The sequence below is a fragment of the Roseateles agri genome (genome assembly GCF_034043675.1).
Lineage (GTDB): Bacteria > Pseudomonadota > Gammaproteobacteria > Burkholderiales > Burkholderiaceae_C > KK5.
In genome coordinates this window covers 99,719-122,897 of the sequence record NZ_JAXCLA010000007.1, presented here as the reverse complement: position 1 = coordinate 122,897, position 23,179 = coordinate 99,719, and the positions used below count along the sequence as shown (strand labels likewise).

Genomic DNA, 23,179 nt, shown 5'->3' with positions numbered 1-23,179 from the left:
TGCAGGCCCTGGTGGCGCCGAGCGAATCGCTGGTCGGCCCGGCCTGGCGGCTGACCCAAGGCGTGGAGGCCCCGACATTCGCCTGGACGATCCTCGCGTCCGTGCTGGCCCAGGTGGGCCACCGCGCGGAGGCGATGGACGTCATCGACGCCGCGCTGATCTGCTCATCCACCAGCGTCGGCGAGGCCACCCTCTACGCATCGCCGCTGGCCGCCCTGGGCGAGAAGGACCGCGCGGCCGCGCTGCTGCAGGCCGCCTTCGAGCAGCGCTGCGGCATGCTCGCCATGGTGTTGCGGGACCCGGCGCATGCGCACTGGATCCGCGAACACCCCGTCGGCGCGAGCCTGATGCGGGAGGTGTTCGGCGAGTGAGGCTCAGCCGTTCTTGCGACGACGTGCCCGCATCAGCCCGACGACCAGCAGCCCCGCGGCCAGCGTGGCGTAGGTCGCAGGCTCGGGCACGGCGGTGGTGACGCCGATGTTGTCCACCGTGACGTCGAAGTAGCGGTAGTCGTAGAAGTTGCCGTTCACGATCGTCGAGAAGGCGATCTCGTCCACGCCCTTCAGCAGCGACGAGAAGCTCACGCCCTGCGGCAGCGTCGTCGCGTCCGTGCCGTCGTAGTAGCTCCAGCCGGCAGGCAGCGCGGACGAGTTGGTGTCCGCGATCGTTGCGGAAAGATGCTGCCATCCATCCGCCTGGCTGATGCTGCCGAGGTCGAACCAGACGCTGGTCCAGATGCCGTTCTCGGCATAGTGCTCGTAGTCGCGCAGCTCGACCATCAGATGGCGCGGCACCTCGATGCCGTCCTCGATGCTGAAGATGTTGTTCACCTTGATGTCCAGCGAGAACGTGACGCTGTGGTCCTGCGTGAAATCGCCGATGAAGGCCGGGTTGGTGGAGTTGGTCCAGTTCAGCCCCCAGGTCTCGACGTTCAGCGTGCGGAAGCCGGCGCTCCCGCCGACGCCGCCATTGGCCTCGATCGAAGAGCCCTGGCCATCGACCTGCGGCAGGCCCACCCAGCCGCCGGTGCCGGACGAGAAGTCGACGGTGTCGTTGCGCGAAGCCGCGCCCGCATGGAAGGCGCCGACGAGAAGCGTGGCCGCGATGGAAGCGCTGAGCAGAGTTTTCATGTCGTTCGTAGCAGGAAGTTCAAGGTGAGCTTCATGCTACGAACGCCGGGTCAAGAGATCTTGACCAGATCCTGACGGGACTAGAGCGGGCCGTCGTCGAACAGCACGTCCGGCAGGCTCAAAGGCTCGTCCATCTGCAGCGTGAACAGGCTGCCCGACAAGGGCCATGCGGCCAGGTCGGCTTCGCTCAGTTCCTGGCGCGCGGTCGTCACCATCAGCTGGTCGCCGTTCGCGCCGCCGAAGGCCGGGCAGCTGGAGTGGGGCCCGGCCAAGTGCAGCGTGCGCATGACCTGACCCTCGGGGCTGTACTGCACCACCGCGCCGGCGCCCCACTGGGCGTTCCACAGGCAGCCCTGGCGGTCGATCACCGCGCCGTCGGGCCAGCCGTGCGGGGTCGTCACCTCGACGAAGGTGCGGATGTTGGAGAGTTCCGCGCGCTCGGCGTCGTAGTCCGCCTGGCGGATCCGGCAGTCCAGCGTGTCGGCGAAGTACATGGTCCGGCCATCGGGGCTGAAGCAGATGCTGTTGGCGATGGCCACGTGCGGCAGGTTCAGGCGGCGCAGGCCGTGGCGACTCGAGTATTGGTAGAGGCTCGCGATCGCGCGCTTGTCCTCGACGTCGTGGATGGTGCCGAAGACGTAGTTGCCGGCGCGATCGGTGCGGCCGTCGTTGCTGCGATTGCCGTCCAGCTCGGGCTCGAACTCGGCCAGCGTCTGCAGGATCTCGATGCGGCCTTCGGCGTCGGGCTGCGTCGCCAGCACGATCGACTTGGCCAGGCCCAGCACCATGCGGCCCGAGCGGGTGTGAACGAAGGAGCCGAGGCGATCGGGCAGGTGTGCCGTCAGCGGCGCGGCGGCGACGCCATCCCACACGTGCAGGCGTTTGCGCTGGATGTCGGTCCACCACCAGCGGCCGTCGAACCAACCGATGCCCTCGCCGAGGGTCGAATCCATCTGCAGCGCGAGGCTCAGGTCTTGCGTGTTCATGATGACAAGGCTCTCCAGGCGGAGACGAAGCTGCGCGCCCGTTCGGCGACCTCGGCGGCGTCGAGGCCGGGTTGATACAGCGCGCCGCCCAGGCCGAAGCCGGCGGCACCGGCGGCGCGGTAGGCGCCCAGCGAATAGGGCGTGATGCCACCGACCGGCAGCAGGCGCAGCGCAGACGGCAGCACCGCGCGCATCGCCTTCAGCACCGGCGGCGTGATCAGCTCGGCCGGGAACAGCTTCAGCGCATCGGCACCGACGGCCAGGGCGGCAAAGGCCTCGGTGACGGTGGCCACGCCCGGCACGCAGACCAGGTCCTCGGCCTTGGCGGCGCGGATCACCTCGACGTCCGCATGCGGCATCACGATCAGCCGGCCACCGGCCTTGCGCACTTGGTGCACCGCCTCGACCGACAGCACGGTGCCGGCGCCGAAGACCGCATCCGCCGGCAGGCAGCGCGCCAGGGTGGCGATCGACTGCATCGCGTCGGGCGAGTTCAGCGGCACCTCGATGATGCGGAAGCCTTCGGCGTAGAGCGCCAGCGCCACTGCCTCGACTTCGTCGGGCCGGATGCCGCGCAGGATCGCGACCAGCGGCAGTTGCTTGAATGCGGTGTCGAAATTCATGCGAGTGCCAGTTCGCGCGCCAGCCGCCACAGGCCGGCCGGCGCGGTGTTCTCCAGTGTCTTCACATCATGCACGCCGAACTGTTTCAACGCCTCGACATAACGGTGGCACAGCGCGGCATCGCCGACCAGCGCCAGCGGCTGCACCGGCAGCAGGGTGGCGACGCCGACGACCAGCTCGTGGCCGATCAGCAGGCCGGACAGGTAGTCGGCTGCGCCGGTGTTCGGCAGGCGCTGCCGCAGGCCCAGCGCACGCACGCCGAAGAGCTGGTGCAGCAGGCCTTCCGCCGTGCCCTGCTCCCGCGCGGCGGCCACGCCCTCGTCGAAAGCGTTCCAGTCCGGCTCGCCACCCGTGTCGACCATCAGCCGGCCCAGCACCGAATGCTCGCGCAGCAGCGCGAACAGCTCGCCGGTCATCTGCGTGGCGAAGCCCAGCACATGACCCTGGCGCAGCCGCGCCCACTTGGAATGGGTGCCGGGCAGGATCAAGGTGGCGTCGGCCAGGTCCGGATGCAGTGCGACGGCGCCGAGGATCTGCGTTTCTTCGCCGCGCATCACATCAGGGGTTCCGTCGTGCGGCTCGTCCAGCAGGCCGGGCACGATGCGCAGGCCGCCGGCGCCGGCCGGCATCTGTGAGGACATCTGCGCGGCCAGCATCGCGGCATCGGCCGGGCAGTTAAGGTAAGGCACCTCGCGCCAGCCATGCTGGCTGCCGACCATGCCGCAGGCCAGCAGCGGCAGCTCGGGCCGGGCGCGCTGCCAGTCGCCGGTGAGCTGCTCCAGCGCCTGCGCATAGGCCGCATCGCCGGACAGCACCGAGGCGCCCAGCGGCGCCTGGCGCGCGCTCAGCACACTGCCGCCGGCGCCGATCAGCCAGGCGCGCAGGCCGGTGCTGCCCCAGTCGAGGCCGATCAGGGCGGCGTCGCGCCCTTCATCCTGCGTCACGTCCTGCATCACCATTCGGCGACGCTCCCGTCCGCATGGCGCCACACCGGATTGCGCCAGTCCTGCGCGTGGGCGGCGCTGGCCGCGATCACCCGCTCCTCGTCCACCTCGACGCCGAGGCCCGGCTTGGGCAGCGGGCGGATGAAGCCGTCCTCGATGCGGAAATCGTCGCGGTTCTTCACGTAGTCCAGCAGCTCGGCATCCTTGTTGTAGTGGATGCCCATGCTCTGCTCCTGCAGCACGGCGTTGTGCGAGACAAAGTCCACCTGCAGGCAGGCGGCCAGCGCCACCGGGCCCAGCGGGCAATGGGGCGCCAGGGCCACGTCGTGAGCCTCGGCCATGGCGGCGATGCGGAAGCACTCGCTGATGCCGCCGGCGTGCGAGAGGTCCGGCTGGATGATGGCGATGCCGCCGGCCGCGAACACCCGTTTGAAGTCGTAGCGCGAGTACATGCGCTCGCCGGCCGCCAGCGGAATCGCCGTCTGCGCCGCCAGCAGCGGGTAGTGCTCGGCCTGCTCGGGCAGCACCGGCTCCTCGACGAACAGCGGGCGATAGGGCTCCAGCGCGCGCAACAGCACGCGGGCCATCGGCGCGGAGACGCGGCCGTGGAAATCGATGCCGAACTCGATCTCGTTGCCGAAGGCCGCGCGGATCTCGGCGATGCGGCCGACGGCGTCGTCCACCTTGGCCGCCGAGTCCAGCAGGCCCAACTCCTCGGTGCCGTTCAGCTTGAAGGTGTCGAAGCCGGCCTCGCGCAGGCGGCGGATGTCGGCGATCACGTCGGCGGGCCGGTCGCCGCCGACCCAGGAGTAGGTCTTCATCTTCTCGCGCACGAGACCGCCGAGCAGCTCGTAGACCGGCACGCCGAGCGCCTTGCCCTTGATGTCCCACAGCGCCTGGTCGATGCCGGCGATGGCGCTCATCAGGATCGGGCCGCCGCGGTAGAAGCCGGCGCGGTACATCATCTGCCAGAGGTCGTTGATGTTGCGCGGGTCCTGGCCGATCAAGTAACCGGACAGTTCATGCACAGCCGCCTCGACCGTGCGCGCCCGGCCCTCGATCACCGGCTCGCCCCAGCCGACGATGCCCTCGTCGGTCTCGATCTTCAGGAACATCCAGCGCGGGGGAACGCGCCAGGTGGTGAGTTTTGTAATTTTCATTTGCGCTGCTCAAACGCCCGTTGCAGCAGGCAGAACACGAACAACAACGCGCCGATGACGATGCGCGTCCACCAGGAACTCAGGGAGCCATCGAAAGCGATCAAGGTCTGCACCGAGCCCAGGATCAGCACGCCGAACAAGGTGCCGAACACATAGCCGACGCCGCCCGACAGCAAGGTGCCGCCGATCACCACCGCGGCGATCGCGTCCAGCTCCGAGCCCACCGCATGCAGGCCGTAGCCGGACAGCATGTAGAAGGTGAACACCACGCCGGCCAGCGCCGAGCAGAAGCCGCTGAGCGTGTAGACCAGCACCATGGTGCGCTTGACCGGCAGGCCCATCAGCATGGCCGAGGCCTCGCTGCCGCCGATGGCGTAGACGGTGCGGCCGAACTCGGTGGCGTGGGCCAGCCAGATGCCGATGACGAGCATCGCCACCGCAAGCATCGCGCCCACGCTGACCTGCGCGCCGTCCCAGAGGGCGTAGCGCGCCTCAGAGATCGCCACGTAGGCCGGGTCGGTGATCGCGATCGAGTCGATGCTGATCAGGTAGCACAGGCCGCGCGCCAGGAACATGCCGGCCAGGGTGACGATGAAGGGCTGCAGCCGGAAGCGCTGGATCAGCCAGCCCATGAAGGCGCCGAACACGGTGCCGACGAGCAGCACCAGCGGGATGGTCTGCCAGACGCTCCAGTGCCGATGCTCGATCAGCGCGGCGGAGATCATCGTCGTCAGCGCGATCACCGAGCCGACCGACAGGTCGATGCCGCCGGACAGGATCACGAAGCTCATGCCGACGCCGAGGATCAGCAGGAAGCCGTTGTCGATCAGCAGGTTCAGGAATACCTGCGCGGAGAAAAAGCCGCGGTAGGCAAAGGAGCCGTAGCCGAAGGTCAGCAGGAAGACGGCGATCGTGCCGACCAGCGGCAGGAAGCGCGAATCGAGGCGCAGCTTGTTGGCTTTCATCGCGCACCTCCTGCGGACGGGCGCACGATCCAGCCGCGCACCGCCGCGCGGAACTCGGCCGACTGCAGCAGCATCACGACGAAGACCACCGCGGCCTTGACGACCATATTGATCTCCGGCGGCACGCCGATCGAATAGATGGTGGAGGTCAGCGTCTGGATGATCAGCGCGCCCAGCACGCTGCCAGCGAGGCTGAAGCGGCCGCCGGTCAGGAGCGTGCCGCCCAGGGTGACGGCGAGGATCGCGTCCAGCTCCATCAAGAGGCCGGCGTTGTTGGCGTCTGCGCTCTTGACGTTGGAGCTGATCACCAGTCCCGCCACGCCCGCGGCCAGGCCGCAGAAGGCATAGACGCAGACGGTGATCAGGCGCTCCGGCAGGCCGGCCATCCGCGAGGCGGCGGGGTTGATGCCGATGCTCTGGATGAAAAGGCCCAGCGCCGTGCGCGTCATCAAAAGATGCAGCACCAGCCACACGATGGCGGCGATGTAGACGGCGAAGGGCAGGCCCAGCAGGAAGCCGTTGCCGATGAAGAAGAAGGGCTCGTAGTAGACGGTGATGATCTGGCCGTCGGTCATCAGCTGCGCGATGCCGCGGCCGGCCACCATCAGGATCAGGGTCGCGATGATCGGCTGCATGCCGACGCGGGCGACCAGCAGGCCGTTCCACAGGCCGCACAGGGTCGCGGCGCCGAGCGAGGCGAGGATGGCCAGCCACATCGGGTTGTGCGCCACGCGCTGCGCGACGCCGTCCTTGATGACCAGGTCGCCGCCGATCATCAGCGCGGCCACGGCCGCGGCGATCGCGATCGTGGCGCCCACCGAGATGTCGATGCCGCGCGTGGCGATCACCAGGGTCATGCCCAGGGCCACCAGGGCCAGCGGCGCGGCGCGGTTGAGGATGTCGATGACGCTGCCGTACAGGTGGCCGTCGCGCCACTGCAGGCTCCAGAAGCCGGGGTTGAAGGTGGCGTCCACCGCCAGCAGCAGCACGAGGGTGAGGAAGGGCCAGAAGAGCCGGTGTTTGAACAAGGACTGCATTCAGTTCTGCCCCGAGGCAATGAGGTGATAGACCGCCTGCTCCGAGCTGTTGCCCGGCAGTTCGCCGACCTTGGCGCGGTCGCGCAGCACGACGATGCGATCGGACACGCGCACGACCTCGTCCATTTCCGAGGAGATGAACAGCACGGCCAGGCCGCCGCGGGCCAGCGCCAGGATCTCGTTCATGATTTCCTGCTTGGCAGCGACGTCGATGCCGCGCGTCGGCTCGTCGAGGATCAGCAGCTTGGGCTCGGTGGCCAGCCAGCGGGCCAGCACGACCTTCTGCTGGTTGCCGCCCGACAGCAGCGCGATCGGTGTGTCGATGTCCGCCGTCTTGATGCCCAGCGCCTTGACGAAGTGGTCGGCCATCTCCTTCTGCTTCGCGCGGGACAGGTAGTTCCAGATGCCCAGCCGGGCCTGCAGCGCCAGCGCGATGTTCTCGCGCACCGACAGCTCGGCCACGATGCCGTCGTGCTTGCGCTCTTCGGGGCACATCGCCAGGCCCTGGCGGATCGCCTGGGCGGGTTTGTCGAACTTGACCTTGCGGCCCTCGACCTGCAACTCGCCACTGTCGCAGCGGTCCAGGCCGAACAGCAGCCGCGCCAGCTCCGTGCGGCCCGAGCCGAGCAGCCCGCCGACGCCGACGACCTCGCCGCGATGCAGCGCCAGGTCCACCGGCTGCAGCGTGCCGCGGCGGCCGAAGCCCTGCGCCGCGAGCTGCGGCGTGCCGCTCACGTCGACCTGCGCCTCGTTGCGGCCGGCGGCCGCACTCAGCTCGCGGCCGACCATCGCGGTGATCAGTGCGTTCGGCGGCAGCTCGTCCTTCAGCCACTCGCCGACGAACTCGCCGTTGCGCAGCACGGTGATGCGGTCGGAGATCGCATACATCTGCTCGAAGAAATGGGTGACGAAGAGGATCGCCATGCCCTCACCGCGCAGCTGGCGCAGCACGGCGAAGAAGCGCTCGACCTCCTGCTCGTCGAGGCTCGAGGTCGGCTCGTCGAGGATCAGCACCTTGGCCTTGACCGACAGCGCACGGGCGATCGCCACCATCTGCTGCACGGCCACCGGGTAGCTGGACAGCAGCCGCGTGACGTCGATATCCAGGTTCAGCCGCGTCAGCAACGTCTTCGCCTCGGCCTGCATGCGCGGCCAGTCGATGCGCCACAGGCCCGCCGCGCTGCGGCGCGGATAGCGGCCCGCGAAGATGTTCTCCGCCACCGACAGGTTCGGGCAGAGGTTCACCTCCTGGTACACGGTGCTGATGCCCAACCGCTGCGCCGCCGCGGGCGAGGCTGGATGGATAGGCTCGCCGGCGAGCAGCACCTCGCCCGCATCGGCCGGGAACACGCCGGTCAGCACGCGGATCAAGGTGGATTTGCCGGCGCCGTTCTGCCCCATCAGCGCGTGGATCTCGCCGGCACGCAGCCGGAAATTCACGTTCGACAGGGCGAGCACACCCGTGAAGCGCCGGGTCACGCCGCGGGCTTCAAGAACAACTTGCGATTCCAATGGAACTCCTGATCGCGAAGGAATCCTGGCGTAGGTTGGCGGTGAGCGAAGCGAACCCCAACGGGCGGGCATGGGCCGCACCGTTGGAGTTCGCGGGGCTCACTCCAACCTACGGACTAGGCGAACTCAATACTTGCGATTGGGGAACTCTTTGGCGGCGACTTCCATGGGGAACACGCCTTCCTGCGTCACGATGCGCTTCGGAATGGTCTTGCCGGCCTTCAGGTCCTTGACGGCCTGCATCAGCTGCGGGCCCAGCAGCGGGCTGCATTCGACGCTGACGTTCAGCTTGCCGGCCATCATGGCTTCGAAGGCACCCTTGACGCCGTCGATCGAGATGATCGTGATGTCCTTGGCGGGCTTCAGGCCGGCTTCCTCGATGGCCTGGATCGCGCCGATGGCCATGTCGTCGTTGTGCGCGTAGAGCACGTTGATCTTCTTGCCCTCGGCCTTCAGGAAGGCTTCCATCACTTCCTTGCCCTTGGCGCGGGTGAAGTCGCCGGTCTGCGAGCGGATGATCTTGAACTTCGGATCGGCGGAGATGATCTCCTCGAAGCCTTTCTTGCGCTCGATGGCCGGGGCCGAGCCCGTCGTGCCCTGCAGCTCGACGATGTTGACCGTGTCCTTCGAGCCCTTCATCTTCTCGACCAGCCAGCGGCCGGCGCGGCGACCTTCTTCGGTGAAGTCGGAGCCCATGAAGCTGACCCACAGGCTGTCGTCCTTCTCGTCGACCGAGCGGTCCGACAGGATCACGGGGATCTTGGCAGCCTTGGCTTCGCGCAGGACCGGGCCGAAGCCGGTGGCGACGACCGGCGAGAAGGCGATCACGTCGACCTTCTGCGCGATGAAGGCGCGGATGGCCTTGATCTGGTTTTCCTGCTTCTGCTGCGCGTCGGCGAACTTCAGTTCGATGCCGGCTTCCTTGGCCGAGTCCTTGACGGACTGCGTGTTGGCGGCGCGCCATTCGCTTTCCGCACCGACCTGGGCGAAGCCCAGAACGATCTTGTCAGCCGCCAGGGCCTTGTGCAGCGGCAGGCCGGCGGCCACGAGTGCTGCAAGAACGGTACGGCGTTGGGTGCTCATGGGTCTGTCTCCTCTTTCGGGGTTGGGGTGGTTTTGCCCAGGCTGTCGTCTACTGCTCGTGCCTGAATCGATGCACGGTCGTGCTCTTGTAGGTCTCGCCGGGCCGCAGCACGGTGGACGGGTATTCGGGGTGGTTCGGCGAATCGGGGTAGTGCTGGGTCTCCAGGCACACGCCGTCGCCCTGGCGGTAGGCCTGGCCGTTGGAGCCGCGCAGCGAACCGTCGAGGAAATTGCCGGAATAGAACTGCACCGAGGGCTCGGTGGTCAGCACGTCCATCACGCGGCCTGAGACGCGGTCGGCCAAGGTCGCGCAGTGCACGAGCTTGCCGTCTTCGCCACCATCGATGACAAAGGTGTGGTCGTAGCCGTGGCCGGCCAGCAGCTGGGGCACGCCGGCGCCGATGCGCTCGCCGATGCGGTGCGGCTGGCGGAAGTCGAAGGGCGTGCCGTCCACCTCGGCCATGCCGTTCGGGATCAGGCCCGCACCGACGGTCAGGAAGCGGCTGGCGTTGAGCGTCAGCTCATGGTCCAGCGCGCTGCCGGCGCCGGACAGGTTGTAGTAGTTGTGCTGCGTGAGGTTGATCGGCGTCGGAGCGTCGGTCGTGGCCTCGTAGTCGATGATGAACTCGCCGGCCGGCGTCAGCGAGTAGCGCACCTTCACGGTCAGACGGCCCGGGAAGTGCTCGTCGCCGTCCTCGCTGACGAGGCTCAGCAGGATGTCCATCGGCGAGACGGACTCCACCGCCCACATCCGCCGGCTGAAGCCCTTGGGGCCGCCGTGCAGCGAGTTCGGGCCATCGTTCTGCACCAGCAGGTAGGGCTCGCCGTCGAGCGTGAAACGGCCGTTGGCAATGCGGTTGCCGTAGCGGCCGACCAGCGCGCCGAAGTAGGGATCGTTGCGCTCGACGTAGTCGGCCAGGTTGTCGAAGCCGAGCACGATATTGGCCGTCTCGCCCTTGGCATCCGGCACGCGCAGCTCGGTGACGATGCCGCCGTAGTCGAGCACGCGCAGCGAAAGGCCACGGCCGTTGTCGAGCGTGTACTCGTGAACCTGCTGCCCATCGAGCAGCGTGCCGTACAACTTCTTCATCAGGTCCATCCTGCGTCAACGATGAAGTCCTGCGCCGTGCACATCTTGCTGTCGTCGGCGGCCAGGAACAGCGCCATGCAGGCGATGTCCTCGGGCATCAGCGCCGTCGGGATGCACTGGTTGCGCGCCAGCTCGTCCTTGGTGGCGTCGGTGACCCACAGGCGCACCTGCTTCTCGGTCATCACCCAGCCGGGCACCAGCGTGTTCACGCGGATGCCGAAGGGGCCGAGATCGCGTGCGAGGCCGCGCGTCAGGCCCTGCACCGCGGCCTTGGACGTGGTGTAGGTCGGCATGCCGCCCTGCTTCATCTTCCAGCTCACCGAGCCGAAGTTGACGATGGAGCCGGCGCCGGCCGCCCGCATGTCGGCGGCGACGTTCTTCGCGGCGAAGAACTGGTGCTTCAGGTTCACCGCGACGCCGGCATCCCAGCTCTCGGAGGTGACCGTGTCCATGTCGTGGCGGCGGTCGTTGGCGGCGTTGTTCAGCAGCGCGGCGATCGGGCCGATCTGCGCGCGCAGGGCGTCGATCGCGGCGTCCAGCGCGGCGATGTCGGTGATGTCGGCGGCGGCGAAGCGCGGCGCGAAGTGCGCAGAGGCCGACAGCTTCTCGGCCAGCGCGACGCCGGCCTCCGCGTTGAGGTCGATGAAGCCGACGCGCGCGCCTTGCGCGACGAAGGCTTCGACCATTGCCGCGCCGATGCCGGTTGCACCACCAGTGATCAGCACCGGGCGGTCCCGCAGGGACGGATAGTTAGCAAATTGATTCATCAAGGGCAGGAAATGCTCGATAACGTCATACTAAAAGACCTCGTGCTTTACAAATCAGAGGGATAACACCGACTTTCGCACCGCTAAAGACATACTTTATTATTCAGCGCACTTCACTGGCGCATCACGCACCATCCCGCGGCACCCGGCTGCCGCAGCTTCAATCCCCACGCAGTCTCCATGTCCACCGACAAGCCCAAGCTCCGTTCTGCCGCCTGGTTCGGCACCACCGACAAGAACGGGATGATGTATCGCAGCTGGATGAAGAACCAGGGCATCCCGGAGCACGAGTTCCAGGGCAAGCCGATCATCGGCATCTGCAACACCTGGTCCGAGCTGACCCCCTGCAACGCCCACTTCCGCGAACTGGCCGAGCGCGTGCGCCGCGGCGTGTTCGAGGCCGGCGGCTACCCGGTCGAGTTCCCGGTGTTCAGCAACGGCGAGTCGAACCTGCGGCCCACCGCCATGTTCACGCGCAACCTCGCCAGCATGGACGTCGAGGAAGCGATCCGCGGCAACCCGATCGACGCCGTCGTGCTGATGGTGGGCTGCGACAAGACCACGCCGGCGCTGCTGATGGGCGCGGCGAGCTGCGACGTGCCGGCCATCGTCGTCACCGGCGGCCCGATGCTCAACGGCAAGCACCACGGCAAGGACATCGGCTCGGGCACCGCCGTCTGGCAGCTCTCCGAGCAGGTCAAGGCCGGCACGATCACCCTGCATGAGTTCCTCTCGGCCGAACAGGGCATGAGCCGCTCGGCCGGCACCTGCAACACGATGGGCACCGCCTCGACGATGGCCTGCATGGCCGAATCGCTGGGCGTCTCGCTGCCGCACAACGCAGCCATCCCCGCCGTCGACTCGCGCCGCAAGGTGCTGGCCCACATGAGCGGCATGCGCATCGTCGAGATGGCGCTGGAAGGGCTGACGCTGTCGAAGATCCTGACCAAGGAAGCCTTCGAGAACGCGATCCGCACGAACGCGGCCATCGGCGGCTCCACCAACGCGGTGATCCACCTGAAGGCGATCGCCGGCCGCATGGGCGTGCAGCTGGACCTGGAAGACTGGTCGCGCATCGGCCGCGGCACGCCGACCATCGTCGACCTGATGCCCTCGGGCCGCTTCCTGATGGAAGAGTTCTACTACGCCGGCGGCCTGCCCGCCGTGCTGCGCCGCTTGGGCGAGGCCGGCCTGCTGCCCCACCCGGACGCGCTGACGGCCAACGGCAAGAGCCTGTGGGAGAACGTCAAGGACGCGCCGAACTACAACGCCGAGGTGATCCGCCCGCTCGACAAGCCGCTGATCGCCGACGGCGGCATCTGCGTGCTGCGCGGCAACCTGGCGCCGCGCGGCGCGGTCATCAAGCCCTCGGCCGCCACCAAGGAACTGCTGCAGCACCGCGGCCGCGCCGTCGTGTTCGAGAACCTGGACGACTACAAGAAACGCATCGTTGATCCGGACCTGGACGTCACCAAGGACTCGATCCTGGTGCTGAAGAACTGCGGCCCCAAGGGCTACCCCGGCATGGCCGAGGTCGGCAATATGGGCCTGCCGCCGAAGCTGCTGGAACAGGGCATCACCGACATGGTCCGCATCAGCGACGCGCGGATGAGCGGCACCGCCTACGGCACGGTCGTGCTGCACGTGGCGCCCGAGGCGCGCGCCGGCGGCCCGCTGGCCGTCGTGCAGGAAGGCGACTGGATCGAGCTGGACAGCGCCGGCGGCCGCCTGCACCTGGAGGTGTCCGACGAAGAGCTGAAGACTCGCCTCGCCGCCTGGGCCGCCGCGCAGGTGCCCGATCCGGCGGACGCCTCCGGCTACCGCAACCTCTACGTGGAACGCGTGCTGCAGGCCGACGAAGGCTGCGACTTCGATTTCCTGGTCGGCTGCCGCGGCGCCGGCGTTCCCAAGCATTCCCACTGAATTTCGAAGCCATGGCTACGCAAGCTCGCTACAAGGGCGTATTCCCCGTCGTCCCGACGACCTTCACCGAATCCGGCGAACTGGACCTCGAGAGCCAGAAGCGCTGCGTCGATTTCATGATCGACGCCGGCTCGACCGGCCTGTGCATCCTCGCCAACTTCTCCGAGCAGTTCCTGATCGCCGACGACGAACGCGAGCTGCTGACGCGCACGATCCTCGAACACGTGAACGGCCGCGTGCCGGTGATCGTGACGACGACGCACTTCTCCACCAAGGTCTGCGCCGAGCGCAGCCGCCGCGCGCAGGACATGGGCGCCGCGATGGTGATGGTGATGCCGCCGTACCACGGCGCCACCTTCCGCGTGTCCGAGCCGCAGATCTACGAGTTCTACGCGACGCTGTCGGGCCGGCTGAACATCCCGATCATGATCCAGGACGCGCCGGCCGCCGGCACGCCGCTGTCGCCTGCCTTCCTCGCGCGCATCGCGCAGGAAACGGAGCACGTGCGCTACTTCAAGATCGAGACCGCCGGCGCGGCCTCCAAGCTGCGCGAGCTGATCCGCCTGGGCGGCGACGCCATCGAAGGCCCGTGGGACGGCGAGGAAGCAATCACCCTGCTGCCCGACCTCGACGCCGGCGCCACCGGCGCGATGACCGGCGGCGGCTATCCGGACGGCATCCGCAAGATCGTGGACGCCTACTTCGCCGGCGATCGCGAGACGGCGATCAGTGAATACACGCGTTGGCTTCCGCTGATCAACTACGAGAATCGCCAGGGCGGCATCCTGTCGGCCAAGGCGCTGATGCGCGAGGGCGGCATCATCGCCTGCGAAGCACCCCGGCACCCCTTCCCCGCCATGCACCCCGCCGTGCGCACCGGACTGATCGAGACGGCTCGCCGGCTCGACCCGCTGGTGCTCCGCTGGGGCCGCTGAAAATAAGAGTTAGCAACCCAACCCTGTAGTAACAAGATCCCCAACCCAGGAGACAACCCGTGAACCAAGCAAAACGCAAGACCCTGCTCGCCGCCGTCGCCGGCATCGTGATGAGCTTCGGCGCCACCGCCGTGATGGCCCAGGACAAGGGCACCGTCGGCGTCTCGATGCCGACCAAGTCCTCCGCCCGCTGGATCGCCGACGGCGACAACATGGTCAAGGTGCTGAAGGACCGCGGCTACAAGGCCGACCTCCAGTACGCCGACGACGACATCCCGAACCAGCTGGCCCAGATCGAGAACATGATCACCAAGAAGGTCAAGGTTCTGGTGATCGCCTCCATCGACGGCACGACGCTGTCGAACGCGCTGCAGAAGGCCCACGACGCCGGCATCAAGGTCATCGCCTATGACCGCCTGATCAAGGGCTCGCCGAACGTCGACTACTACGCCACCTTCGACAACTTCCAGGTCGGCGTCCTGCAGGCCGGCACCATCGTCGACAAGCTGGGCCTGAAGGCCGGCAAGGGTCCGTTCAACATCGAGCTGTTCGGCGGCTCGCCGGACGACAACAACGCCTTCTTCTTCTACAACGGCGCCATGTCGGTGCTGGACCCGTACATCAAGAGCGGCAAGCTGGTCGTCAAGTCCAAGCAGATGGGCATGGACAAGGTCGGCACGCTGCGCTGGGACGGCGCCGTCGCCCAGGCCCGCATGGACAACCTGCTGTCCGCCTTCTACGGCAACGCCCGCGTCGACGCGGTGCTGAGCCCGTACGACGGCCTGTCGATCGGCATCCTGTCCTCGCTGAAGGGCGTGGGCTACGGTACGCCGAAGCAGCCGTTCCCGGTCGTCTCCGGCCAGGACGCGGAAGTCGCCTCGGTCAAGTCGATGCTGCGCAACGAGCAGTACTCGACGATCTTCAAGGACACGCGTGAACTGGCCAAGGTCACGGCCAACATGGTCGACGCGCTGATGTCCGGCAAGACGCCCGAAGTCAACGACACCAAGACGTACAACAACGGCGTCAAGGTCGTGCCTTCCTACCTGCTGAAGCCGGTGGCCGTCACGCTGGAAAACTGGAAGCCCGTGCTGATCGGCAGCGGCTACTACAAGGAAGAGCAGTTCAAGTAATCTTGGATCGCTGATCCGGTACACGCCAACGACCCGCACCCGGTCGTTGGCGTTTCTCCTTTTTCCTGAACGAGCAGTTGTCCATGAGCATTCTCGAGATGCGCGGCATCACCAAGCGCTTCCCCGGCGTGGTCGCGCTGTCCGACGTGAACCTTGCCGTGCGTGCCGGCGAAATCCACGCCATCTGCGGCGAAAACGGCGCCGGCAAGTCCACGCTGATGAAGGTCTTGAGCGGCGTCTATCCGCACGGCGACTATGACGGCCAGATCCTGTTCGAGGGCACGGAGCGCAAGTTCTCCGGCATCCACGACAGCGAGGAAGCCGGCATCATCATCATTCACCAGGAGCTGGCCCTGGTGCCGCTGCTGTCCATCGCCGAGAACATCTTCCTCGGCAACGAACCGTCCAACGCGCTGGGCGTGATCGACTGGTTCCAGGCGCATGCGCGCACGCAGGAACTGCTGAAGAAGGTCGGGCTCAACGAGAAGCCCAGCACGCTGATCACCGACATCGGCGTCGGCAAGCAGCAGCTGGTCGAGATCGCCAAGGCGCTGTCCAAGAAGGTCAAGCTGCTGATCCTCGACGAGCCCACCGCCAGCCTCAACGAGACCGACAGCGACAAGCTGCTGAACCTGCTGATGGGCCTGCGCGAGCAGGGCATCACCTGCATCATCATCTCGCACAAGCTCAACGAGATTTCCAAGGTCGCGGACAGCATCACCGTGATCCGCGACGGCAGCACGGTGCGCAGCTTCGACTGCCATGCCGGCAAGGTCAGCGAAGACCAGATCATCCAGGCGATGGTCGGCCGCGAGATGGCCGACCGCTATCCGAAGCGCGAGCCGAACATCGGCGACATGGCCTTCGAGATCCGCGACTGGCGCGTCTACCACCCCGAGCATGCCGACCGGCTGTTCATCAAGGGCGTGAACCTGCATGCGCGCAAGGGCGAGATCGTCGGCATCTCCGGCCTGATGGGCGCCGGCCGCACCGAGCTGGCCATGAGCGTGTTTGGCCGCTCCTGGGGTCGCCGCATCAGCGGCGAGGTGCTGCTGAACGGCAAGCCCGCCGATGTGTCGACGATCCAGAAGGCCGTGGACCAGGGCCTGGCTTACGTCACCGAAGACCGCAAGGGCTACGGTCTCGTGCTGGCCGACGACATCCGCTCGAACACCACACTGGCCAACCTGGAAGGCGTGTCCAAGGCGACGGTCATCAACGAGGGCCAGGAGTTCTCGGTGTCCACCGCCTTCCGCGGCAAGATGCGCATCCGCTGCTCCAGCGTCTACCAGACGGTGGGCAACCTCTCCGGCGGCAACCAGCAGAAGGTCGTCATCGCCAAGTGGTTGTTCGCCAACCCCGAGGTGCTGATCGTCGACGAGCCCACGCGCGGCATCGACGTCGGCGCCAAGTTCGAGATCTACAGCCTGATGGCCGAACTGGCGGCTTCCGGCAAATGCGTCGTCATGATCTCGTCGGAACTGCCGGAATTGCTCGGCATGTGCGACCGGATCTACGTGATGAACGAAGGCCGCTTCGTCGGCGAGTTCACCGGCGCCGAAGCCACCCAGGAAAAGATCATGCATTCCATCGTGACCGCAGGAGCCCAATGATGGCCGCTGTACCCAACACCCCTACCCCCACCTCGGCTCCCGCGGCGCAGGCCAGCTCCGCCGCGAGTTTCCTGAAGTCCAACCTGCGCGACTACGGCATGCTGATGTCGCTGGTCATCATCATGGCGCTGTTCTGGTGGCTGACCGACGGCACGCTGCTGCAGCCGCTCAACCTCACGAACCTGGTGCTGCAGAACAGCTACATCGTCATCATGGCGCTGGGCATGCTGCTGGTGATCGTGGCCGGCCACATCGACCTGTCGGTCGGATCGCTGGTCGGCTTCATCGGCGCGCTGGCCGCGGTGCTGATGGTCGACTACCAGTGGCACTTCGTGCCGGCGACGATCGTCTGCCTGATCGCCGGCGCCGTGATCGGCGCGATCCAGGGCTACTTCGTCGCCTTCTTCAGCATCCCCTCGTTCATCGTCACCCTGGCCGGCATGCTGGTCTTCCGCGGCCTGAACCTGGCGCTGCTGCAGGGCCAGTCGGTCGGTCCGTTCGACCCCAACTTCCAGCTGCTCAGCTCCGGCTTCATCCCCGACCCGCTGGGCGGCGAGAACCTGCGCACCACCTCGCTGCTGATCGGCGTCGTCGTCGCGGTGCTGATGATGATCTCGCGGCTGCGCGAGCGCGCCAACCGCGTCAAGCACGGCATGGACACCGAGCCGATGCCGTTCTTCATCGGCAAGAACCTCTTCTTCATGGCGCTGATCATCGCGCTGTGCTGGAAGATGGCCGGCTACCGCGGCCTGCCCAACGTGATGATCGTGATGACCGTGCTGATGCTGTTCTACGACTTCGTCACCACGCGCACGACGATCGGCCGGCGCATCTACGCGCTGGGCGGCAACGAGAAGGCGGCGCGGCTGTCCGGCGTGAAGACGAAGTGGCTGAGCTTCTACACCTTCGTGAACATGGGCGTGCTGGCCGCCGTGGCGGGCCTCGTGTTCGCGGCGCGGCTGAACACCGCGACGCCGAAGGCCGGCGTGGGCTTCGAGCTGGACGTGATCGCGGCCTGCTTCATCGGCGGCGCCTCGGCCTCCGGCGGCGTCGGCAAGGTGCTCGGCGCGGTGATCGGCGCCTTCATCATGGGCGTGATGAACAACGGCATGTCCATCATGGGCATCGGCATCGACTACCAGCAGGTCATTAAGGGCTTGGTGCTGCTGGCCGCCGTCTTCTTCGACGTCTACAACAAAAATAAGAGCTGAACGAGCTTGAACCCGACCGGACACCGCGACTACCGTCAACCGCCCGAGCGCAAGAGCCAGCATGCGCGCATCGTGCGCGACATCGGCATGCGCATCGTGTCCGGCGAGTTCGCGCCGGGTGACCGGCTGCCCGGCGAGGCCGCGCTGCTGACCGAGTACGAGATCAGCCGGCCGGTGCTGCGCGAGGCGGTGCGCGTGCTGGTGGCCAAGGGCTTGGTGCAGTCGCGCCAGCGCGCCGGTGCCACCGTGCGGCTGCGCAGCGACTGGCACCTGCTCGACCCGGACGTGCTGTACTGGCTGATCCAGAGCAAGCCGCAGGCGGAGTTCGTCGAGACCCTGCTGACGGTGCGCCGCGTGTTTGAGCCGGCCGCCGCCGCGCTGGCCGCACGGGTGGCCAGCGACGAGGCGCTGCAGGGCATCGCCCAGGCCTATGCCGGCATGGAAGCCGCGACCACGGCGGACGAGATCCTCGAGCCCGACCTGGCCTTCCACCGCCGCATCGCCGAGGCGACCAACAACGATCTGCTGGCCTACATCGGCAATATGCTGAGCCTGGCCTTGCGCGAGTCGATCAAGCTGAGCAGCCAGCACGCGAACACGCATGCGCTCTCGCTGCCGCGCCACAAGGCGATCCTCACCGCGCTGCTGAACCGCGACCCGCTGGCCGCGCAGCAGGCCACGCTGGTGCAGCTGCGCGAGACCCGCGCGGACATCAGCGAAGTGCTCGAAGGCGGGCTCGACCCGCTCGAGTAGCGCCCTACTCCGGCGCGACCTCTTCCTCGGTCATCGCGCCGAACAGCGCCATCGCCGCCCGGCCCACCTCGCGCGTGTCGCGATAGGCAAAGAGGCCGATGCCCACCGCGCCGGCCAGCGGCACGAAGCGCGCCACCGACTTACTCACGCTGCGCTCCGCCAGCCGCAGCCCGATCGTGTGGGCCGCCTGCTTCATCGCCAGCTGCGAGGCCTTCTTCACCAGCCAGCGCTCGCCCTTGCGCACCGCCAGGTCGCGGAAGGCCTGCGCACCGGTGTGCTTGAACAGGCACCACAGCATGTGCTCGCGGCCCAGGGTGGCCGAGCGGCCGTAGACGGCAGCGATGTCGGCCACCATGCGGGCCTGCAGGTCCCAGATCAGCGCCAGGTCGGGGATCACCGTCGCCAGGCCCCAGGGGCCGGGCGGGATCGCCAGGCTGGCGGAGATCGTGGCGGCCTTCTGGCTGGCAGCGCGGACGATGGCCTCGGCGCGCTGCTCGGGCGCATCGCTGGCCGGCAGGCTGGAGGCCGGCACGCGGCCGACCAATCGCAGGACGGCGTCCGCGAGTTGCTGGGCGGCACGCTGCTTCAGGGCGGGGAGAAACGACTTCTTGTCGGACTGCTCAGACGACGACATGAGCACAGCTTACCGAAAGAATCGCCGCCCCGTTCCTCCTCAGGGCGTCAGCGTGTAACGGGTGTAGTAGCGCCGGCCCGAGCTGTCGATCGCGCCCAGCCACACCTCGTAGCTCGTCGCCACGAAGCCGGCGTCGGGCGTCAGGCCCGGCAGTGCCAGGGTTGTCGAGGGCGGCAGCGGCACGGCCGTGTCGGTCACCAGCGGGGCGTTCTCGCCGTCGCTGAGCACGGTGCGCAGGCTGATCAGGCGCATGTCGGGATTGGCTGCGGCCCAGGCCGACCAGTTCAGCGTGCGGCCCGTCAGGATTTCGCCGGAGCGCAGCGGCGCGCTGGCGCTGAGGCCGTCCAGTTGCGGGAAGCGGCTGTTGGCGGGCTTGGCCAGCACGTCGGCGCGCAGGTAGACGTTGCGCGTCTCGGCCGTGGTCGAGGCATCGAGCGTGTACGAGGCGATGTACTTCGCGCCGGCGATGCTGTCCGCGCTGCCGATCCAGCCGACCGCCGACTGCTGCAGCGCCGTGTCGCCGATGCCGCCGGTGGGCGTCAGCAAGGTGGCGCCGGGCGTGCTGGAGATGCACAGCAGCGGCTGCGTGCAGTAGGCGAAGGGGATGCTGTAGCCGCCGGGCGTCTGCATCTGCGCGGTGGTCAGCACCTGCGCGCCCGAGGCGTCCTGCGCCTGGATCTCGACCTGGATGCCGACGCCGGGGTTGGGCGAGACGGTGCTGCTGGCGGTGGCGTCCGCGCCCAACGACAGGAAAGCCAGCGGATAGGCGGCGATCGCGATGTCGCGGCCATTGCCGATCAGGTTCCACTTGCTGCCGGTGGTCGAGCTCTTGTTGTAGCTGACCGAGTCCGTGTAGATGTCGACGACGGTGCCGCTGGTGTCGCTGATCGGTGCGGCCACCTGCACGCGGTTGCACAGGCCGCCGCTGACGGTGGCGTCCGCGCAGCCGATCGTCTGGAAGCGGCCGAACTGCCAGTTCTTGGTCGAGTAGGCCTGCAGCTTGGCGGCCAGGTCCGACTTGCCGTGGCCATCGTTGACGTCGTAGATCGACAGCAGCGGCGAGGCCGTCAGCACGTCCAGGCCGGGCGCCTGCGCGATCAGCTTGTTCAGCGCGGCGCCCAGGTCGTCCAGCGAGCCGAGGTTGGCCAGGGTCGCGGTCGGGCTGGTCGTCGCCTTCAAGGTCGAGGTGATGGCCGTGGCCGGCGTGCCGCTGGTCTTCAGCAGTTCGGTCTGCGCGGTCGGCAGGTCGACGAGCACCTCCTGCGCCAGGGTCGGCAGCAGCTTGTTGCCCAGGCGCAGCTGGGCCAGGCCGCTGCTGGTGTTCGTGCCGAGCGAGACGCGCACGCTCTCGACCAGCAGGTCCTGCGCGCTCTTGTTGGCGGTGAAGGTCCCGTCGGCCAACAGGTCCAGCGAGGCGGAATTGCTGAACTTCAGGTCGGTGAGCTGGGTCTTCACCAGCGTCTTCAAAAAGGTGGCCGCCGCGGCCGCGGCATTGCCCAGCTTGGTGAAGGCGGCAGTATTGGTGGAGGCCGCCGCGAACACCGGTGCCGGGTCCGTGCCCAGGCCCAGTGCGACGACCGCATTGGACAGCGGCGTCACGTTCGCCACCATCGCGGCGCTGGCCGCGCTCATCGCCGGCACGGCCGAGTGCAGCACCTGCGGCACGCCGGCGGCGTCCATGCCACGGGCCTGCACGACCAGCGGCACGGTCATGGACTTGGCCGACAAGGTCAGGTTGTAGGAGCCGTCCACCGCCGTGGTCGCCGAGCCGAGCGACTGGCCCTTGCCGTCGACGACGGTGATGGCCGCCCGGGTCAGCGGCGCGCCGACGGCCGCCACGCCGCTGAGCGTGGGCGCACTGGCGTAGCTGACGCTGTTGCCCGGCGCCACGGGCGTGGCGTCCGGCGTGCTGCTGCCGCCGCCGTCGCTGCTGCCGCTGTCACTCCCGCCACTGCCGCAAGCGGCAAGCACGAGCAGGGCCGACAGGGCGAGAAGATGGCGCAGAAGCGGTTGGCGTGGCATGGGGTGACTCGACGTTAGCGGACCGCCCCACTCTAGCCAGCCGCCGTGCCAGCGGTCCACCGAATAACGCGTTATTTACCGACACTCGCCCAGGAGACTTCCAGCCAGTTGTCGGCCCGGTGCACGACGTTGACATTGCTGCGCGCGCCCCAGGGAATCATCTGCCGGTGCAGCGGAATCACGTGGACCTGGCGCTGATATTCGGCCAGCGCGGCCTTGATCAGTTCCTCGCGCTTCTTCGGGTCCTGCTCGGTGCTGGACTGGGCGGCCAGCGCGTCGAAGCGGTCGTTGCGCACATTGCCGTAGTTGTAGTAGCCGACGCCGCGCTCGCCGCGGTTGCGGTAGACCGGGGTCATGATGATCTCGGCATCGGTGATGTTGCCGCCCCAACCCCAGAGGTAGAGGCTGGTGTCCAGCTTCTCGACCTTGGGGAAGTACAGCGCGCGCGGCAGCGCCGCCACGCGGACCTTGATCTTCAGCTGCGCCCACATCGCGGCCAGCGCCTTGCAGATCGCCTCGTCGTTGATGTAGCGGTTGTTCGGGCAGTCCAGGGTCACCTCGAAGCCGTCGGCGTAACCGGCCTCGGCCATCAGCTTGCGGGCGGCGGCGATGTCGAAGGGCAACCGCGCCTCCAGCGCCGGATCGCGGAAGTCGCCGTCCGGCGTCGGCGTGAGCCCGCCGGTGGGCACGGACAGGCCGTTCATGATCTTCGTGCGCATCGTCTCGACGTCGATCGCCTGGTACATCGCGCGGCGCACGCGCGCGTCCTTGAACGGGTTGCGGTCGCCCGGCACGCGGCCGTAGAGCAGCTTGTCGCGCGCCTGGTCCATGCCGATGAAGATCAGCCGGTTCTCCGGCCCGTCGATGATCTTCACACCCGGCGTGGAGCGCAGGCGCGGCACGTCGCGCGGCGAAGGATCGAGCACGAAGTCGATCTCGCCCGAGACGAGAGCCGCCAGGCGGGTCGCGTCGTTGGCGATCGGCGTGAAGACGATCTCCTGGACGTTGCCCTCGAACTTGTTCCACCAGTTGGGGTTGCGCTTCCAGACGGTCTTGATGTCCGGCTGGCGGCTCACCAGCATGTAGGGGCCGGTGCCGTTGGCGTGCAGCGAGGCCCAGGTCTCTTCCTTGTTGTTGTAGTCCAGCGGCTTGGTGACCTTGTGTTCCTCGCACCAGCGCCGGCTCATGATCTGGATCGTGTCGATGTGCTGCAGGAAGATCGGGTCGAAGCTGGGCGTGGTGAACTCCACCGTCAGCGGGTCCACCTGGCGCGCCGTGCCCACCGCGTGCGCGTAGGGGCTCAGCTGCGAGCTGGGCTGCTGGGCGCGCTGGACCGAGAACACGACATCGTCCGCCGTCAGCGGCGTGCCGTCGTGGAACTTGACGCCGGGCCGCAGCTTGAAGCGCCAGACCAGCGGCGAGACCTGCGTCCATTCGGTGGCCAGGCCGGGGACGATGCCCAGCTGCTTGTCGCGCCGCGTCAGCTTCTCGTAGACCTGGCCGTTGACGGCGTTCGTCAGGCTCTCGTTCTGCGAGTGCGGGTCCATCGTCTGCGGATCGCCCTGGGCGGACCAGCGCAAGACCTGGCCCTGGACGGCGAAGCAGGCGAGCGACGCTAACAGCAGAACCAGGCGTTTCATCGGGCGCTTCCTTCGTGG

Annotated in this window: 20 protein-coding genes; 6 read left to right on the top strand and 14 right to left on the bottom strand. The window is 67.6% G+C overall.

Annotation, left to right across the window (positions count from 1 at the left end):
- Window positions 1-374: 374 nt before the first annotated feature.
- The 11 genes from SNE35_RS20955 to SNE35_RS20905 form a co-directional block, all read right to left on the bottom strand.
- Entirely contained in the window at window positions 375-1,130 is a 756-nt protein-coding gene (locus SNE35_RS20955; RefSeq protein ID WP_320424966.1) for a PEP-CTERM sorting domain-containing protein, read from the bottom strand.
- 80 nt (window positions 1,131-1,210) lie between these two features.
- A complete protein-coding gene (locus SNE35_RS20950) occupies window positions 1,211-2,116 on the bottom strand; it encodes an SMP-30/gluconolactonase/LRE family protein (RefSeq protein ID WP_320424965.1) in 906 nt (301 codons plus the stop codon).
- Window positions 2,113-2,739: a 2-dehydro-3-deoxy-6-phosphogalactonate aldolase gene (locus SNE35_RS20945; protein WP_320424964.1), complete on the bottom strand. Its 627-nt coding sequence runs from the start codon at window positions 2,737-2,739 to the stop codon at window positions 2,113-2,115. The genes SNE35_RS20950 and SNE35_RS20945 overlap by 4 nt, the downstream gene beginning before the upstream one ends.
- The gene (locus SNE35_RS20940; protein ID WP_320424963.1) at window positions 2,736-3,698 is read right to left on the bottom strand and encodes a 2-dehydro-3-deoxygalactonokinase; all 963 of its coding nucleotides are present in this window, start codon (window positions 3,696-3,698) and stop codon (window positions 2,736-2,738) included. Before SNE35_RS20940 ends, SNE35_RS20945 begins: the two co-directional genes overlap by 4 nt.
- Window positions 3,692-4,843 carry a galactonate dehydratase gene (dgoD, locus tag SNE35_RS20935; protein ID WP_320424962.1) on the bottom strand — a complete coding sequence of 384 codons (1,152 nt, stop codon included), beginning with the start codon at window positions 4,841-4,843 and terminating at the stop codon, window positions 3,692-3,694. The genes SNE35_RS20940 and dgoD overlap by 7 nt, the downstream gene beginning before the upstream one ends.
- Window positions 4,840-5,808, bottom strand: a complete 969-nt coding sequence (gene yjfF, locus SNE35_RS20930; RefSeq protein WP_320424961.1) for a galactofuranose ABC transporter, permease protein YjfF — start codon at window positions 5,806-5,808, stop codon at window positions 4,840-4,842. Before yjfF ends, dgoD begins: the two co-directional genes overlap by 4 nt.
- Window positions 5,805-6,845, bottom strand: coding sequence for an ABC transporter permease (locus SNE35_RS20925; protein WP_320424960.1), 1,041 nt, complete (start codon window positions 6,843-6,845; stop codon window positions 5,805-5,807). Before SNE35_RS20925 ends, yjfF begins: the two co-directional genes overlap by 4 nt.
- Window positions 6,846-8,429: a sugar ABC transporter ATP-binding protein gene (locus tag SNE35_RS20920; protein WP_431312773.1), complete on the bottom strand. Its 1,584-nt coding sequence runs from the start codon at window positions 8,427-8,429 to the stop codon at window positions 6,846-6,848. It lies immediately after the preceding gene.
- Window positions 8,430-8,483: 54 nt separating this feature from the next.
- Window positions 8,484-9,440 (bottom strand): ABC transporter substrate-binding protein, encoded by a 957-nt coding sequence (locus tag SNE35_RS20915; protein ID WP_320424958.1) that lies wholly within the window; start codon window positions 9,438-9,440, stop codon window positions 8,484-8,486.
- A gap of 49 nt (window positions 9,441-9,489) precedes the next feature.
- Window positions 9,490-10,530: an aldose epimerase family protein gene (locus SNE35_RS20910; protein ID WP_320424957.1), complete on the bottom strand. Its 1,041-nt coding sequence runs from the start codon at window positions 10,528-10,530 to the stop codon at window positions 9,490-9,492.
- Window positions 10,530-11,297 (bottom strand): SDR family NAD(P)-dependent oxidoreductase, encoded by a 768-nt coding sequence (locus SNE35_RS20905; protein WP_320424956.1) that lies wholly within the window; start codon window positions 11,295-11,297, stop codon window positions 10,530-10,532. The genes SNE35_RS20910 and SNE35_RS20905 overlap by 1 nt, the downstream gene beginning before the upstream one ends.
- Window positions 11,298-11,477: 180 nt before the next feature.
- On the opposite strand from SNE35_RS20905, the gene SNE35_RS20900 reads away from it, so the two are divergent.
- The 6 genes from SNE35_RS20900 (at window position 11,478) to SNE35_RS20875 (ending at window position 18,865) form a co-directional block, all read left to right on the top strand.
- A complete protein-coding gene (locus tag SNE35_RS20900) occupies window positions 11,478-13,220 on the top strand; it encodes an IlvD/Edd family dehydratase (RefSeq protein WP_320424955.1) in 1,743 nt (580 codons plus the stop codon).
- 11 nt (window positions 13,221-13,231) lie between these two features.
- Window positions 13,232-14,155: a dihydrodipicolinate synthase family protein gene (locus SNE35_RS20895; RefSeq protein WP_320424954.1), complete on the top strand. Its 924-nt coding sequence runs from the start codon at window positions 13,232-13,234 to the stop codon at window positions 14,153-14,155.
- A gap of 110 nt (window positions 14,156-14,265) precedes the next feature.
- The gene (gene chvE / locus SNE35_RS20890; protein WP_320425300.1) at window positions 14,266-15,288 is read left to right on the top strand and encodes a multiple monosaccharide ABC transporter substrate-binding protein; all 1,023 of its coding nucleotides are present in this window, start codon (window positions 14,266-14,268) and stop codon (window positions 15,286-15,288) included.
- Between the two features lie 83 nt (window positions 15,289-15,371).
- Window positions 15,372-16,901, top strand: a complete 1,530-nt coding sequence (gene mmsA, locus SNE35_RS20885) for a multiple monosaccharide ABC transporter ATP-binding protein (RefSeq protein WP_320424953.1) — start codon at window positions 15,372-15,374, stop codon at window positions 16,899-16,901.
- Window positions 16,901-18,112, top strand: coding sequence for a multiple monosaccharide ABC transporter permease (gene mmsB, locus SNE35_RS20880; RefSeq protein ID WP_320424952.1), 1,212 nt, complete (start codon window positions 16,901-16,903; stop codon window positions 18,110-18,112). The genes mmsA and mmsB overlap by 1 nt, the downstream gene beginning before the upstream one ends.
- Window positions 18,113-18,118: 6 nt before the next feature.
- Window positions 18,119-18,865, top strand: coding sequence for a FadR/GntR family transcriptional regulator (locus tag SNE35_RS20875; protein WP_320424951.1), 747 nt, complete (start codon window positions 18,119-18,121; stop codon window positions 18,863-18,865).
- A 4-nt stretch (window positions 18,866-18,869) separates the two neighbouring features.
- Here SNE35_RS20875 and SNE35_RS20870 read toward each other — a convergent pair whose 3' ends face one another.
- From SNE35_RS20870 to SNE35_RS20860, 3 genes are all read right to left on the bottom strand, one after another.
- The gene (locus tag SNE35_RS20870) at window positions 18,870-19,499 is read right to left on the bottom strand and encodes an EcsC family protein (RefSeq protein WP_320424950.1); all 630 of its coding nucleotides are present in this window, start codon (window positions 19,497-19,499) and stop codon (window positions 18,870-18,872) included.
- A gap of 39 nt (window positions 19,500-19,538) precedes the next feature.
- Window positions 19,539-21,521, bottom strand: a complete 1,983-nt coding sequence (locus SNE35_RS20865) for a hypothetical protein (protein ID WP_320424949.1) — start codon at window positions 21,519-21,521, stop codon at window positions 19,539-19,541.
- 71 nt (window positions 21,522-21,592) lie between these two features.
- Complete coding sequence (locus SNE35_RS20860; protein ID WP_320424948.1) at window positions 21,593-23,161, bottom strand: ABC transporter substrate-binding protein; 1,569 nt, start codon at window positions 23,159-23,161, stop codon at window positions 21,593-21,595.
- Between the last annotated feature and the right edge of the window lie 18 nt (window positions 23,162-23,179).